We start from the raw sequence: 14475 nt of genomic DNA on the forward strand, positions 1-14475 counted from the left end.
AGGCAGCGCGCACAACCATCGCTGCAGGTTCGCAGACCCCGGTCGGCTGAGAGTTCAGTTGCTCTCGTCGCGCTGGTACTCCCGGACGCCGTCGACCCAGGTCTGGTCCACCACGGCGCCCTGGAGCTCCTGCTCGCCGGCGAAGATGTCCTGGCTGAGAAGGGTCAGGTCGGCGCGGAAGCCGGGGACGACACGACCCGTGTACCCGGCTCGTCCGTTCACGTAGGCAGATCCCGTGGTGTACGCGGTCGCCAGGGCCACCGCGTCGAGCCGGTCGAGCTCGTCGGGGTCACCGACCGATCCGGTCGGCTGTCGGTCCCGGCCGCGGCCGGCCTCGGAGCGCAGCGCTTCGAGCGGGTCGGGAGTTGTCACCGGCCAGTCGCTTCCTGCAGCAAGTCGTGCGCCTGCGGCGACTAGGCGGCCGAACGCGTACTCCCGCAGCTGAGGGTCGTGGCTGCAGGAGCCCAGTTGCAGCATGTCGTGGTACACGGTGGAGCCACCCCAGACCGCTTGCAGGGTTGCGGTCACGTCGAGTTCGGCGAAGCGTGAGAAGTCTCCCTGGGCGACAACCATGAGGTGCGCGATCTGGTGACGGTGAGCGCTCGGCCCCTGCTCCTGGCGGGTCTTCTCGACGGCGTCGAGGATCCAGCCTGTGGCTACGTCACTGTAGGAGTGGTAGTGGCAGGAGAAGCCGGCGGCAGCAGCCGCGTGGGTTGCGGCGTGCACGGCTTCCTGGTCCAAGAACACAGTCTGGTTGCCGTCGACCATGACCTTGACGGTGTCGGCGAGGATCCGGTCGGGGCCAGCTGAGTCTTCCAGGAGTCGCCGGCTCTCGAGGAGTTGCGCGACTTGGTCGACGCCGTGGTCGGCGTCCCACCACAGGGCGGCGGTTACCCTGCCGTGCCACGCGCCTTCGCTCAGAAGTTCGCGGTATGCCGGGAGCTGGTCAGGGATGGACAGGCCGCCGCCGACGATGGCGTCCTGGACCGAGGTGACGCCGAGGGAGAGGAGGGTCTGGTTCGCCGCGATCAGAGCCTTCTTGAGGAACTCCATGCTCGGGGGAGGGCAGACGTCGGCGACCAGCGCCACTGCGCGCTCCTCGAGCATTCCCGCAGGGGCGCCGTCGCCGTCGCGGATGATGCGGCCGTGGGCGGGGTCGGTCGTGCTTCGGTCGATGCCGGCGAGCTCAAAAGCGCGGGAGTTGGCGCATGCCCCGTGGCAGTCGTACGAACGCAGGAGGGCCGGACGGCCACCGGTCACCGCATCGAGCTGCTCCTTGGTCGGGCCGGTCATGGGGAAGAGGTCGCGGTCCCATCCGCCGCCCTGCACCCAAGCATCAGGAGGCAGGGTCTCGGCGTATTTGGATACGGCGGCGAAGAAGCCCTCGGCGGTACGTGCAGCAGTCAGGTCGCAGCTGAGGAGGGTGGCGCCTGCCGCGGGCGGGTGGATGTGAGCGTCCTGGAACCCGGGAATCAGTACACGGCCGCGCGTGTCGACGAGCTCCGCGCCGTCGGTGTCGAGGTCTCCGCTTCGCGTGACGTCGAGGATGCGGTTGCCTTCGACGAGCACGTCGAGGTCTCGAGGAGCCGAGTAGCCGGCCGTCCAGACGCTCCCACCGACGAACGCTGTCCTGGCTCTACTCACCGTCTGCTCCCATTTGAAGAAATAGTTTGTCGAGACTGACAAACAAAACATAGACGCGAGTGTTCAAGCATGCAACGCCATCTCGGCAGCAGGAGCCCGGTATGAGCAGGTCGACGGTTGGTCAGGCCGCGTTGCCGCGGGAGGCCCCGACAAGGCGTTCGATGCCGGCGATGAGCGTCTCGACGGTGAAGGCGAAGATCTCGGCCTCGTCGACGGCGACGAGCTCCTGCACGTACTGGTGGATACGGGGGAACGACTCGGGGGACTGGGCGGCGTATATGCGCGACCACGCCGTGGCGTCCTTCCCGCGAGCTTCCTCGGGCATCGCGAGCGTCGAGGCAGACGCGAGCGCCATCGCCAGCGTCACGTCGCCGACCATGCGGTATACCAGCACGGTCTGCCTCGCCTCCAGCTCCAAGGGCGCGAGCATGTCGAGCATCAGCTCGACCACCTGGCGTTCGGCGATGGTGCCGGTGGTGCGGTGGAACATCAGCGACGCGGCGGCGGGAAACTCGACGCCCGCGGCGAAACCGGCGCGCATGATTGCCCGGACACGGTCCTGCCATACGGCGTCAGGAGCCGTCGTCTCCTCGACCCGGTCCCTGATCCAGGCCATGACGCGGCCGCCAACGGCGAGGACCAGGTCGTCCTTGTCGCCGAAGTGACGGTAGAACGCCGTGCCGTCGACTCCGACCTCGGTGCCGAGCCTGCGGACCGAGAGTGCGCTGACGCCCTCTCGCTCGAGCAGTGTCATGGCTGCATCGATGAATACGTCGGCTGTGAGTGTCGAACCTCTGGCGCCCTTACCGGCCGGTCGCGCGCCACCCTTAGCTGCGTGCATTCCCCTACCCCTCTCGATGTCAGCAGAACTATAGCCTCGCCGCTGTCTACACTGTTGACAACACTGTTGTGAATGGTGTTCCATGTCACGAATTGACGACGAGCGGGACGAGAGGGCGTATGCCAACCACGGTCTTCCACAACGGAAGCGTGTTCACGGGACGCGGCTACCAGGCAGGTCGAACGACTGCTCTGGTCGTCGTTGACGGGCGGATCGCCGCCTTCGGAACCGACGCGGACGTGGAGGCCTATCGTGCGGAGGGCGACGACGTGATCGACCTGGCCGGACTCTTCCTAGCGCCGGCGTTCATCGACGCGCACGCCCACTCCGTGATGGGAGGCATCGAACGCAACAGGTGCGACCTGTCGGAGACCACCGAGCCGGCCGACTACCGAGCGACGGTGGTCGGCTACGCCGCTGCCAACCAGGACAATTCGTGGATCCTCGGCGCGGGCTGGGCCATATCGGCATTCCCGGCTGGGCTGCCCACCCGGCAGACGTTAGACGAATGGATCGGCGACCGACCCGTCTACCTGCCCAACCGCGATCACCACTCCGCATGGGTGAGCAGCGCAGCGCTGCGGCTGGCCGGCATCGACGCCGACACTGCCGATCCCGAGGATGGCCGCATCGAGCGCGAGGAGAACGGCACACCCTCAGGGGTCCTCCACGAAGGCGCGATGCACTTGGTAGAGGCCCACGTTCCGGCGGACACCCAGGACGACTTCGACGCAGGGCTGCGTACCGCCCTGGCCAACATGCACTCGGTCGGTGTCGCCAGCTGGCAGGACGCCTGGGTCACCACGGACACCAGCAAGCCCAGCAATCACGCCGCCTACCTCCGAGCGGCACGCGAAGGCTGGCTGACAGCCAAGGTCACCGCAGCGTTGTGGTGGGAGAGGTCCATCAGGCACGACCTGGGCTACGAGCGGTACCGCATCCACACCGTCAAGGTCATGCAGGACGGCATAGCCGAGACCTTCACCGCAGCGATGCTTGACCCGTACCTCGAAGGGTGCGGCTGGCGGACTGAGAACGAGGGAATCTCGTTCCTCGACCGGAAGAACCTCATCAACGTCACCGGCGAGCTGGACCGCAACCACTTCCAGGTCCACTTCCACGCCCTGGGCGACCGGGCCGTCCGCGACTGCCTCGACGCCATCGAGCTCGCCCAAGCAGTCGACGGACGCCGCGACCGTCGCCACCACCTCGTCCACACCCAGTTCATCGACGACACCGATGTGCCGCGATTCGCCGAGTTCGGTGTAGTCGCCAACGCTCAAGCGCTCTGGGCCACGCAGGACGCCGACGTCGAAGAGCTCACGTTTCCGTTCGTCGGCTCTGAACGAGGCGACCGCCAGTACCCGTTCGGCGAGCTCGACCGTGCCGGCGCCGCGTTCGCGACGGGCAGCGACTGGCCGGTCAGCCTCCCGGATCCGATCGCCGCCATCCATGTCGCCGTCAACCGGTTCGATCCAGGACAGCCCGCAGGAACCGAACCGCTCGGCACCGACCAGGCGCTCACACTGGAGACGGCGCTGCTCGCCTACACCGCCGGCTCAGCATTCGTGACCCGCCAAGACGACGAGACCGGCGAAGTCCGAGTAGGGGCAGCCGCCGACCTCGTCGTCCTCGACCGAGACCCGTTCGCAGTCGAGAGCCACCAGATCGGCGACATCAAGGTCGACCATACGTTCGTCGACGGCGAACTAGTCTTCACCCGACTCCGAGGGGACCACCGATGACTAACCTTGCAGCGTTCCTCACCGACAGTGCAGCGAAATTCCCCGACCGCACCTCGCTCGTCTTCGGCGACTCGCGCTACACCTTCGCGGAGGTCGAGTCGAAGTCGAACCAGATCGCCAACCTTCTCCTCTCTTCGGGGGNGGGCATCCTGAAGGCCGGCGCCACCGTGGTCCCCCTCAACATCCTCTTCAAGTCCCGCGAGGTCGCCTACCACCTGCAGGACTCCGATGCCCGGGCGCTGTTCTGCTTCGAGGGCACCCCCGAGCTGCCGATGCTCGCCGAAGGCCTCGCAGGGTTCCGCGGATGCCCGTCGACCGAGCTCATGTTCGTCATCGGCGCGAGCCCCACCGGCCAGCCGGTCGAAGAGGATGGAGACGTACGGCTGCTCGGCCCGGCCCTGGCGGAGCAGTCCACCGAGTTCGAAACCATCGAAACTGACGACGACGACACCGCCGTCATCCTGTACACCTCCGGAACCACCGGCCAGCCGAAGGGCGCGGAGCTGCGCCACCGCAACATGCGCCAGAACGCCTTGGCCGGCACCGATCTGTTCGGCATGGACCCGGCACGCCCCGACACCTACCTGTGCGTGCTGCCGCTTTTCCACTCCTTCGGGCAGACGGTGATCCACAACGCCAGCTTCGCCTTCGGCTGCACCGTCGTCATGCAGACCCGGTTCGAGCCGAACGCAGCACTCGAGCTCCTGCTTCGGGAGAAGGTCACGTTCTTCGCCGGAGTTCCGACCATGTACTGGGGGCTGCTGGGTTCATTGACCGAGGCCACCGACGTCGAGACGATCGCCACGAACCTCCGCATAGCGGTCGTCGGCGGCGCGGCTCTCTCCGTGGATCTCCACAGCAAGGTCCGGGAACGTTTCGGCGTCGAAATCCTCGAAGGGTACGGACTTTCCGAGACCTCGCCCGTCGCGAGTTTCTGCGTGCTCGGCACCACACCTAAGGTCGGGTCCATCGGCCGTCCGATTCCCGGGGTGGAGATGAAGCTGCTCGGTGTCTCCAGCTGGGACGACGTCGCTGATGAGCCCGGCACCATTGGCGAAATCGCCATCCGCGGGCACAACGTCATGAAGGGCTACTACAGGAGGCCCGAGGCAACCGCGGAGGTTATCAAGGACGGCTGGTTCCGCTCAGGCGACCTGGCCCGCCGTGACGAGGACGGACACTACTTCATCGTCGACCGGTCCAAGGACATGATCATCCGCGGTGGCTTCAACGTGTACCCGCGAGAAATCGAGGAAGTCCTCATGACCCATCCGGCAGTCTCGCTCGCCGCCGTCATCGGTGTGCCCCACCCGACCCACGGCGAGGAGATCAAAGCCGTGGTCGTTCTCGAACCTGGCCAGGACCTCGACCCGGCAACGCTGGTGGACTGGTCACGAGACCAGATGGCCAGCTACAAGTACCCCCGTGTCGTGGACGTCGTGGCTGCTCTGCCGATGACGGCGACCGGAAAGATTCTCAAGCGTGAGCTCGAGTAATCCGGATCTGCGCACCGTCGGCTAACCACGGGCCCCCGCATCCGCACCGGCGAGTCGCGCACACCCTCGACAGGTCAACAGAAAGGACCCACGCCCGGCGCCAGACCAGGCTTTCCGCGCCGAGGATGTAACAGAAGTGAAAACGATAGTTTGTCATCATTGACAATCAATGGCGATCCCTTGAAGATCAAACAAACCGAGGGGTTGCTGACGGCCATTCGACACGACGTCCTAGGAGCCAACAGGCGGCATGTTTGCAGCACTTTCAAACAGCACATGGCTTCGGGCCGAGTGATCGCAATCAGCAACAGCAGGAAGGAACGAACGTGAAGCGTGGAACTATCTTGAAGTTCGCAGCTTGCATCGCAGTCGTCGGCATGGCTGCCGGCTGTGGTGGCGGCTCGAAGAGCTCGAAGGCCTCGTTCAAGCCGGAGATCGCCACCTCGGCGCCGGCTGGCGACAAGCAGGTCGACTCCATCACCTGGAACGTCGGTGCCGGCGAGCCCGACAGCATGGACCCGGCCATGTCGGCCAACGACTCCATCTCTACCATCAACGGCAACCTGTGCGAGAGCCTCATGCGCTACGGCTCCAACTATGCCGTCGAGCCCGCGCTTGCTTCGTCGGTCCAGCACCCCGACTCCCTCACCTGGATCTTCCACCTCCGTGAAGGCGTCACGTTCTGGGACGGCTCGCCCGTCACGGCCGCGGACGTCGTATACAGCATCGAGCGGATCCTCGACCCCAAGCTCGGATCCTCCTGGGCGGCCTGGGCCCCCGACGGCGCCACCGCTCGCGCGATCGACGACAAGACCGTCGAGCTCAAGGTCACCAAGTTCAACTCGACCGCAGAAGGCTATTTCGCGACTCCGGCGTTCAGCGTCGTGAGCAAGAAGTTCGCCGCGAAGGCCGGTAAGGCGTTTGGAACCGACAAGGGCGGCGTCATGTGCACCGGCGCCTACAAGATCGCCTCCTGGAACACCGGCGAGAGCCTGACCATCACCCGTAATGACCTCTGGTGGGATAAGGACAACGCTCCCAAGGTCAAGAACGTCAAGTTCGTCTTCGTCTCCGATCCGGCAGCTCAGACCGCGGGCCTGGTCAGCGGGGACATCGACGGCCAGTTCAACCTGCAGGTCGGCTCCTACAAGCAGCTCTCCAAGGCCGGCGGCCGCCTGCTGTTCGCCCGCAGCCTCGCACCCGTCTACCTCGACGTTCTGAAGTCGGACGGCGCACTCGGTGACCAGAAGGTCCGCCAGGCGATCCAGAAGTCCATCGACTACGAAGGCATCGTGAAGTCGGTTTACCTCGGCGCAGCCGACCCGCTTCGCGCCCTAGTGCCGCCGAACGCATGGGGTGAGGGCCCGCAGAAGGCCGTCTACGAGAGGGCCTACAACGAGCTGCCTGAAGCCAAGCAGGACCTCGGCGGAGCCAAGAAGCTCATCGCTGACTCCCCGGACGCCAAAAAGGAGATCGTGTTCGCCTACGCCACCGCATCCGGGGAGGAGACCAAGATCGCTACGGCTATCGCTGACAGCGCGAACTCGATCGGGCTCAACATCAAGCTCAAGCCGCTCACTGGCGCCGACTACAACGCTCTGTTCTCCTCCGAAGAGGCGCGCGCCGGTGTCGACATGTTCCTCGTCTCCGGCTACCTGGACTTCCCGGACCCGCTGCCGTACTACGGCTACTTAGCGATCGGGTCGTATTACAACTTCTCGAACTACAAGAACCAGGAGTACACCGACCACATCAAGGCGGCGTTTAACGAGCAGGACCCGGCAAAGAAGGCGGAGCTGACCTCGAAGGCGCAGGCCATTATCGGCAAGGACCTGCAGGTAACCCCGATCCTGACGACGTTCACCGGCGTGTATTACAACAAGAGCCTCGGCGGCCTCGTGCCCAGCCAGAGCTTCTATTACACGCCGTGGGCGGCTCAGCTCGGCGGCTCCTGACGGGGAACCGGTCCGGCTCCGGCTGCTCCGAGGCGCGGGGTCGGGCCGGACCGGAGCCAATCTCAGCGCCTCTTCGCAGATCTCGACCCAGACGCCGCCGGCAGGAGGACAAGCTCGGCAGCGTTGGCCCTGGCCGCGGTTCTGCGAACGCCCTGCGCGGGCAGAAGCGAGAGCGTCGAGGCACCGAGCGCCATCGAAATAACAGAGAAGGCTGCACGGTCGGCCTGTGACGCAGAGCTGAACCGGCCGGTTCGCCGCAATCCGTCAGCAAATGCCTTTATCAGGCGGTCGTAGGTGTCCGAAACCTTCGCAGAAAGGGCAGGGTCGTTCAACGACTCGTTGATGAGTGCCTGAATCGCGGCATCCTCCGGCGCCGTCTCCATCTCGGGGCCGAACAAGAAGTCCAGCAGATTGGCTACCTGCTCATCAGGAGAACCCAAGGAAAGAAGGTCCGCGAAACGCTCCTCGTACGGCGTCAGCAAGTAGCTCCAGACCGAGTCGATGACAGCGTCCCGGTTTCCCAGGTAGTGCCGAATGTGCGACCGCGAGAACCCAGAATACTCAGCCATACGCTCCAAGGTCGACGCTGCCAAGCCGTGCAGTGCGATGCAGCGCGTAATGCCCGCAAGCATCTGCGCCGAACGAACCTCGGCCTCACTATTTCGTCCCACCGCTCCACCTCACTGCTCTCAGCCCTTTGCGGCTCACGTATCAACGACAACCAAGACCCGGCTTCCTGAGTCGGAAGAAAGGCTAAGCCACGATGGCTCCCGGACCTGATCAGCAAGCTCCCGGCCCCGTTCCGAGTCAGGCTTCGCAGCACATGGTCGCCATGCGCGACCGCGTGCGACTTGCCACCGACGTCTACCTACCGCAGGGCGCCACCGAGGGGCTGTGCGCGGTCCTGGTCCGCCTGCCCTACGACAAGAACAGCCGATACGTCTTCATGGAAACGATTGCCGGCCGGCTGACAGACCGCGGCTACGCAGTCGTCATCCAGGACGTCCGAGGAAAGTACCGCTCTGAAGGCAATCCGCTCGGCCCCACCAACGAGGTCAACGACGGCCACGACACCATCGACTGGATCGTCCGGCAGGACTGGTCGAACCAGAGAGTCGGGATGTTCGGCGACTCCTACTACGGCTTCACCCAATGGGCGGCCGTCGCCTCCGAGCACCCCGCACTTTGCGCAATCGTGCCGCGCGTGACGAGCGTTGACCTCATGGCGAACAAGCCGGTCGAGCACGGCACCGTTATCGACGTTCCTTGGCTGACCGAGCTCAAGTACCACGCACAGTGCTGGGCCGGCCCCTACGTCTGGACCGACGAGCCCGACTGGGAGATCGCGCCCATAACCGACATCTTCGAGAAGTACTTCGCCACCACCGGCGCCCGGTCCCAGTGGTACGACTTGATGATCCCCACCTCCGTCCCGCTGCCCGTCTTCCCCGCGAAGGACCCCTTCGCAGCCCGCCCAGTGCCGACGCTGCACTGCGTCGGCTGGTACGACAACCTGGCTAACTACTCCATGCGTGACTATGTGCGGTTCGCATCCCAGGCGTCGACGAGCCCCTTCCACTACCTTTGGGTGGACTCCATCGACCACGAGAACTACCACCTCACACAGGTTCCTGTGCAGCCCGAGGACGACCACGGCGTCAGCGACGAGGCACTGCAGCGGCTCATGATCAGCTACCTCGATCCGGCAATCGACTTCCTCGACATCTTCCTCCTCCGCACCGCGCCTCTCGCCTCTGTCTCGAAGGTGCAGTGGCACCTGGGCAACGTGGGATGGCAGACCGCCGACCAGTGGCCGCCCAAGGGGGCCCAGCAAGTCGACTTCTACCTCACCGAACTGTCCAAGGCGGCGAACGAGGGAGGCGTGCTCACGCGTAGCCACCCTGCCGACGCCGACTCGACCCAGTGGGCCTACGACCCAGACAACCTTGTCCGTTCGACGGTGACCAACTCGTTCGCCTACCTGTGGGAGAACCCCGACGAGCGAGAGTGGGTCGAGCACCCCGACGTGCTGACCTTCGAGACGCCAGTGCTGACCGAGGCGATCGACCTGGCCGGCCCCGTCGACCTGTTCGTGCGCGTCGACTCGACGGCTCCGACAACCGACGTCTACGCCCGCCTCTGCGTACGGCACGAGGACGGTCGCATCATGCAGATCTCTCGCGGGCAGGGCATCCTGCGCGCGCCCTCGCGTGACGATGTCGTCCGTATCGAGGTCGGGCACACCGGGTACCGGCTCCAGCCTGGCCAGCGCCTCCACCTGCAGATCGCCAGCAGCGACTACCCGGAGTTCCCGCCGAACTCCGGCACCAGCGAGAGCCGCTGGACGGCGGCGCAGCGCAAGTCGAGCATCCAGGACCTGCACACTGACGACGCCCAGCCAGCCCGAGTGAGGGTCACGATCGCTTCGGCCAGCGAAGGCTGACGGGCCTGTGTTGAGCGCGAAGCTGGAAGCTGTGACGGTCACGGCAAGCAGGGTTAGCATGGCGCTGCGGTTGTTTGTCCGAACCGATAAACAACAGCATCAGTCCGGACCCCCAGCGGTGCTGAGTTGGCCCGGATTCACGATCGTGAGGGGGGCTGGCACGGTGTTGATTGCAGCGAAGAAGGTCGGCCTCGGGCTGCTCACGCTCCTTGTTTCGTCATTCATCATCTTCAGCGCCATCCGGTTGGTCCCCGGCGACCCGGTCCTTGCCCTGACGGCCGGGCGGCGCTTGACGCCGGGGCAGATCGAGGCGCTGCGCGGCGAGTACGGCCTGAACGAGCCGTTCTTCACCAGCTACTTCCATTGGCTGCAAGGTGTCATCCACCTGGACTTCGGGGAGTCGCTCAACTTCAAGACGCCGGTCAACGAGCTCATCGGCGCACGCATGACAGTCTCCGGGCTGCTCATCGCCTACGCAGCGGTCATCAGCATCGTCGCCGGGTACGGCGCTGCGCTGATCGCGGCGTCTCGCGGAGGGAAGACCGACAAGTCCCTCATCATCCTCAGCAGCATCGCCACTGCCACGCCGCCCTTCGTGTCTGCGGTCGTGCTCTTGTCGGTGTTCGTCGTCATGCTGGGCTGGTTCCCGGCGCTCGGCGCCGGCGAAGGATTCGGTGACCGCGTCTACCACCTGACCCTGCCCGCTGTGGCTCTCGCGCTGTCGTCGTTCGGAGTGCTGGCCCGCTTGAGCCGGACCAGTTTTCTCGAGCAGCTCAGTCGTGAGCACGTGGAGGTCGCCACCAGTCGTGGGGTTCCGCGGATGACCGTGCTGCGAAAGCACGTCGTCCGCAACTCGCTGGGCCCACTCCTGACCCTAACCGCGATGCTCGTATCGACGCTGTTCGTCGGCACCGCGGTGGTGGAGACAGCCTTTGGGATCGATGGAATCGGCAACCTGTTGGTCGACTCGGTCGGGAAGCGGGACATGCCCGTGGTCCAGGGCATCGCCTTCTGGTCGGTCTTCATCTTTGTGGTGACCTCGACCCTCGTCGAGATTGCGATGCCCAAAATCGACCCGCGTCTGAAGAATGAGGTCGCAGCGTGACGTTGATGGCCATGGACGCCAGTAAGCGTCTGCGCTGGGGCAGGAAGAGCGGCCGGGTGACTATCGTCATTCTGAGCGTCTTCCTCGCCGCATTGGTATTCGCGGCGATCTTGGCCCCAGTCGTCGCGCCGCATTCGCCGACGAGGACCTCCCTTCTCGACGCTCTGCTCCCTCCAGGATCCGCAGACCACCTCCTGGGCACTGACTCCACAGGCCGCGACACTCTTTCGCGCCTCGTCTACGGTGCGCGCCTCAGCCTTGTCGCGCCGCTGGGCGTGGTTATCCTGTCCGTGGTGACTGGAACCATCCTCGGCCTCGTCGCTGCTCGCCGAGGTGGATGGGTCGATGCCCTCATCTCCAGGAGCATGGACGTCGTATATGCGTTCCCCAGCCTCCTGTTGGCTCTGCTGGCAGTTGCAATCTTCGGCACCGGGTTGAAGGCGCCCATCATCGCGTTGGCCATAGCCTACGCCCCGTTCATGGGACGTATCGTCCGCGGCGTTGCACTCCAGGAGCTCGCCCGGCCCTACGTCGGCTCCTACCAGGTCATGGGCTTCGGGTCGATGTACGTCGTCATCCGGCGGGTGCTTCCCAACCTGATGCCACTCATCCTGACCCAGAGTGCGTTGGCGTTCGGCTACAGCATGATCGACTTGGCATCCCTTTCCTACCTGGGCCTGGGTGTGCAGCCGCCCGACGCGGACTGGGGCACGATGATCAACCAGGCGCAGAGCGCCATTCTGCAGGGCGAACCGTGGAGCGCGATCGTTCCTGGCGCCGTCATCGTGCTCACTGTCATCGCCGTCAACGTCCTCGGCGAACGGCTCGGTGCGCGACTTTCCAAGCGCGACGCGGTGGAGGAGTGAAGACGATGAGTCTGACGGAACGGCCGAACGTCGAAGCCGACACCCGCGCCGTTGAAGCTCTGCGAGTCGAAAGGCTCAGCATGACGCTGAAGCGACGAGGTGAATCGCGGCCGCTGCTCGACGAGGTCTCCTTGGTTGTCCGCCGTGGCGAGACCATCGGCCTGGTCGGCGAGTCCGGCTCGGGCAAGTCCTTGACCAGCCGCTCGGCAATCGGGCTGTTCCCGACCGGAGCGAAGGTTTCCGGCAGCGTCGACGTCAATGGCCTGGAGGTGGTCGGCGCGTCGAAGAAGCGGGTCCGTGAGGTCCGCACTCGCCACGCGGCCATGGTCTTCCAGGATCCACGGGCCTCGATCAACCCAGTCAGGCGCATCGGCGACTTCCTGACCGAAGGCACCCGGATGCTGGGTATGTCCGGCAAGGATGCGGGGGGCCGAGCAGTCGAACTCCTGAGAGAAGTGGGCATCCGTGAACCCGAGAGGGCGATGCGCGCCTTCCCGCACCAGTTCTCCGGCGGAATGCTCCAACGCGTCATGATCGCGTCGGCTCTGATGAACTCCCCGAGCCTGCTGCTGGCCGACGAGGCCACCACGGCTCTCGACGTGACCACCCAGGCCGAGGTGCTCGGGCTGCTTGCCCGTCTGCAGCAGTCTCACGGGACAGGCACCTTGCTGGTCACGCACGACCTGGAGCTGGCAGCCGCGACCTGCGACCGGGTATACGTCATGTACGCCGGTCGAATCGTCGAGTCAGCGCCTAGCGCCGAGCTGTTCGGCAAGCCTCTTCATCCGTACACCCACGGGCTGATTGCCTCCAGCCCCTCGGTGCGAGGAGAGCGCCAAGCGATCAAGCCGATTGCAGGCCGCCCGCTCGCGCTCGTCGACGCCCCGGATGGGTGCTCGTTTCGCGACCGCTGTCCGCTGGCGTCGGAAGAGTGCGCCGCCCACGAGCCCGAACTGGTGAGCCCGAGCAGCCAACGCCTGGTCGCCTGCCATCACCCACAAGAAGGTGCTGTCCTGTGAGCATCGAACCTCAACAGACACTACCGGCTCCGGGCTACACGGGGGAGCTCGTGCTGCGGGCCGCCGGCCTGGCCAAGCGGTTCGGTGACAACGTCGCCGTCTCGCACGTCTCGTTCGACTTGGCTGCCGGGGAGTCGCTCGGCATCGTCGGCGAGTCCGGGTCGGGCAAGTCGACTACTGCACGGATGCTGGTCGGCCTAGAAACACCGAGCGAAGGCACCATCGAGTTTTTCGGTAACCCGACGCCCACCAACACCCGAGCCGCGCGGCTGCACCGGGCCAAGGTCATCCAGATGATCTTCCAGGACCCGTACCAGTCCTTCGACTCGCGGCTGACGGTCGCGCACGCGGTCGAGGAGCCGCTGCGACTGCACACGAAGATGACGCGGCCTGAACGGAACGCAGAAGTTGCACGTCTGCTCGACCAGGTAGGCCTGACCGGCCGTCAGGGAAAGTCGTTGCCCAGAGAGCTTTCGGGTGGGCAGCGGCAGCGAGCAGCGATCGCTCGTGCGCTCGGAATCAACCCCCGAATCCTTGTGCTCGACGAGGCTGTTGCTGCGCTCGACGTGTCCATCCAGGCGCAGGTGATGGAGGTCCTCAACACGATCCGGTCGGAGACCGGTGTCGCGTTCGTGTTCGTCAGCCACGACCTAGGTGTGGTCCGCTACATGACCGACCGCACCCTGGTCATGCGCCACGGAGTCGTGGTCGAGCAGGGAGACACCGAACATCTCCTGGCCTCGCCCGCACACCCCTACACCAGGCTCTTGCTCGACTCGGTGCCAGCGCCCGGCTGGGACCTCGACCAACTCGCCCGAGACCGACGCGAACTCGGCGACCAGGCCGCCGTCAGCTAACTGCCGTCAGGAGCTGGCGCAACGGGTACAAGGTGTACAGCCACGGGCAGGGCGGCGGCTTCGTCGAGGATTTGGATCCGCGGGATTGACACGGCACCTTCGCACATCGCTCATTACTACCGTGGCCCCAGGTGCGATACGTCCGACTGCGGAACGCGGCGCCTGCCGGCCTCGCCCTCGCGTATCCATCGACGGCGAGTCCCGCGACGGTCGCATTCGCCGACGCATTGAGGGCGACCATGTCCTCACGTCGCTCGCCCGCAGGGCCCGCCACCTGACCGGCTCAATGCTCTCCCACGTGCTGCCACCTGCACGTCACGCGGGGCTCGTGAGCGGCCCGTCGTGACGTCCCCTTGGCAGGAAGTGGCGAGAGGTCAGTCTTGGCGATGGGCATGGGTGACTGATCCTCGGGGCCGAGTTCCTCCAGCCCGTTCGCCACCTGGCGACCCGTGAAAGGGGCGGCACACGAGGGACTGCGTATCCGTCGCGAGAACACGACAGGAT

General features: G+C 65.4%; 11 protein-coding genes. 8 read left to right on the plus strand and 3 right to left on the minus strand.

What is annotated here, in order from left to right; genetic code table 11:
- Positions 1-54 precede the first annotated feature (54 nt).
- On the minus strand, positions 55-1644 hold the full coding sequence (locus ASG95_RS20460; RefSeq protein ID WP_162259441.1) for an amidohydrolase: 1590 nt from the start codon (positions 1642-1644) through the stop codon (positions 55-57).
- Between the two features lie 121 nt (positions 1645-1765).
- The gene (locus tag ASG95_RS20465) at positions 1766-2398 is read right to left on the minus strand and encodes a TetR/AcrR family transcriptional regulator (RefSeq protein WP_057379052.1); all 633 of its coding nucleotides are present in this window, start codon (positions 2396-2398) and stop codon (positions 1766-1768) included.
- A 236-nt stretch (positions 2399-2634) separates the two neighbouring features.
- Between ASG95_RS20465 and ASG95_RS20470 the strand changes: the two genes are divergently transcribed.
- The 3 genes from ASG95_RS20470 to ASG95_RS20480 all read left to right on the plus strand — a co-directional run bounded on the left by ASG95_RS20470 (position 2635) and on the right by ASG95_RS20480 (position 7681).
- Positions 2635-4230, plus strand: coding sequence for an amidohydrolase (locus ASG95_RS20470; RefSeq protein WP_235544283.1), 1596 nt, complete (start codon positions 2635-2637; stop codon positions 4228-4230).
- Positions 4231-4379: 149 nt separating this feature from the next.
- Complete coding sequence (locus ASG95_RS20475; protein WP_255358360.1) at positions 4380-5726, plus strand: AMP-binding protein; 1347 nt, start codon at positions 4380-4382, stop codon at positions 5724-5726.
- A gap of 254 nt (positions 5727-5980) precedes the next feature.
- Positions 5981-7681: an ABC transporter substrate-binding protein gene (locus ASG95_RS20480; RefSeq protein ID WP_157582510.1), complete on the plus strand. Its 1701-nt coding sequence runs from the start codon at positions 5981-5983 to the stop codon at positions 7679-7681.
- A 62-nt stretch (positions 7682-7743) separates the two neighbouring features.
- On the opposite strand, the gene ASG95_RS20485 is transcribed toward ASG95_RS20480, so the two are convergent.
- Entirely contained in the window at positions 7744-8250 is a 507-nt protein-coding gene (locus ASG95_RS20485) for a TetR family transcriptional regulator C-terminal domain-containing protein (protein ID WP_162259442.1), read from the minus strand.
- Between the two features lie 254 nt (positions 8251-8504).
- Here ASG95_RS20485 and ASG95_RS20490 point away from each other — a divergent pair, with 254 nt between their 5' ends.
- From ASG95_RS20490 to ASG95_RS20510, 5 genes are read left to right on the plus strand one after another with little or no spacing between them, the layout of a single operon-like run.
- Positions 8505-10124 carry a CocE/NonD family hydrolase gene (locus ASG95_RS20490; protein WP_162259443.1) on the plus strand — a complete coding sequence of 540 codons (1620 nt, stop codon included), beginning with the start codon at positions 8505-8507 and terminating at the stop codon, positions 10122-10124.
- A gap of 58 nt (positions 10125-10182) precedes the next feature.
- Positions 10183-11229 (plus strand): ABC transporter permease, encoded by a 1047-nt coding sequence (locus ASG95_RS20495; protein ID WP_157582511.1) that lies wholly within the window; start codon positions 10183-10185, stop codon positions 11227-11229.
- 5 nt (positions 11230-11234) lie between these two features.
- Positions 11235-12095, plus strand: coding sequence for an ABC transporter permease (locus tag ASG95_RS20500; RefSeq protein WP_082593371.1), 861 nt, complete (start codon positions 11235-11237; stop codon positions 12093-12095).
- A 5-nt stretch (positions 12096-12100) separates the two neighbouring features.
- Positions 12101-13114 (plus strand): ABC transporter ATP-binding protein, encoded by a 1014-nt coding sequence (locus tag ASG95_RS22180; protein ID WP_057379081.1) that lies wholly within the window; start codon positions 12101-12103, stop codon positions 13112-13114.
- Entirely contained in the window at positions 13111-13971 is an 861-nt protein-coding gene (locus ASG95_RS20510; protein WP_235544290.1) for an ABC transporter ATP-binding protein, read from the plus strand. Before ASG95_RS22180 ends, ASG95_RS20510 begins: the two co-directional genes overlap by 4 nt.
- The last annotated feature ends 504 nt before the right edge of the window (positions 13972-14475 follow it).

Source organism: Phycicoccus sp. Soil803, assembly GCF_001429685.1.
In the GTDB taxonomy this organism is placed as follows: domain Bacteria; phylum Actinomycetota; class Actinomycetes; order Actinomycetales; family Dermatophilaceae; genus Pedococcus.

Excerpts from the sequence above, each read along its gene's own strand:
- ASG95_RS20465 (WP_057379052.1), bottom strand. The coding sequence starts at position 2,398 with ATGACACTGCTCGAGCGAGAGGGCGTCAGCGCACTCTCGGTCCGCAGG.
- ASG95_RS20485 (WP_162259442.1), bottom strand. The coding sequence starts at position 8,250 with ATGGCTGAGTATTCTGGGTTCTCGCGGTCGCACATTCGGCACTACCTG.
- ASG95_RS20490 (WP_162259443.1), top strand. The coding sequence starts at position 8,505 with ATGGTCGCCATGCGCGACCGCGTGCGACTTGCCACCGACGTCTACCTA.
- ASG95_RS20495 (WP_157582511.1), top strand. The coding sequence starts at position 10,183 with ATGGCGCTGCGGTTGTTTGTCCGAACCGATAAACAACAGCATCAGTCC.
- ASG95_RS20500 (WP_082593371.1), top strand. The coding sequence starts at position 11,235 with ATGGCCATGGACGCCAGTAAGCGTCTGCGCTGGGGCAGGAAGAGCGGC.
- ASG95_RS22180 (WP_057379081.1), top strand. The coding sequence starts at position 12,101 with ATGAGTCTGACGGAACGGCCGAACGTCGAAGCCGACACCCGCGCCGTT.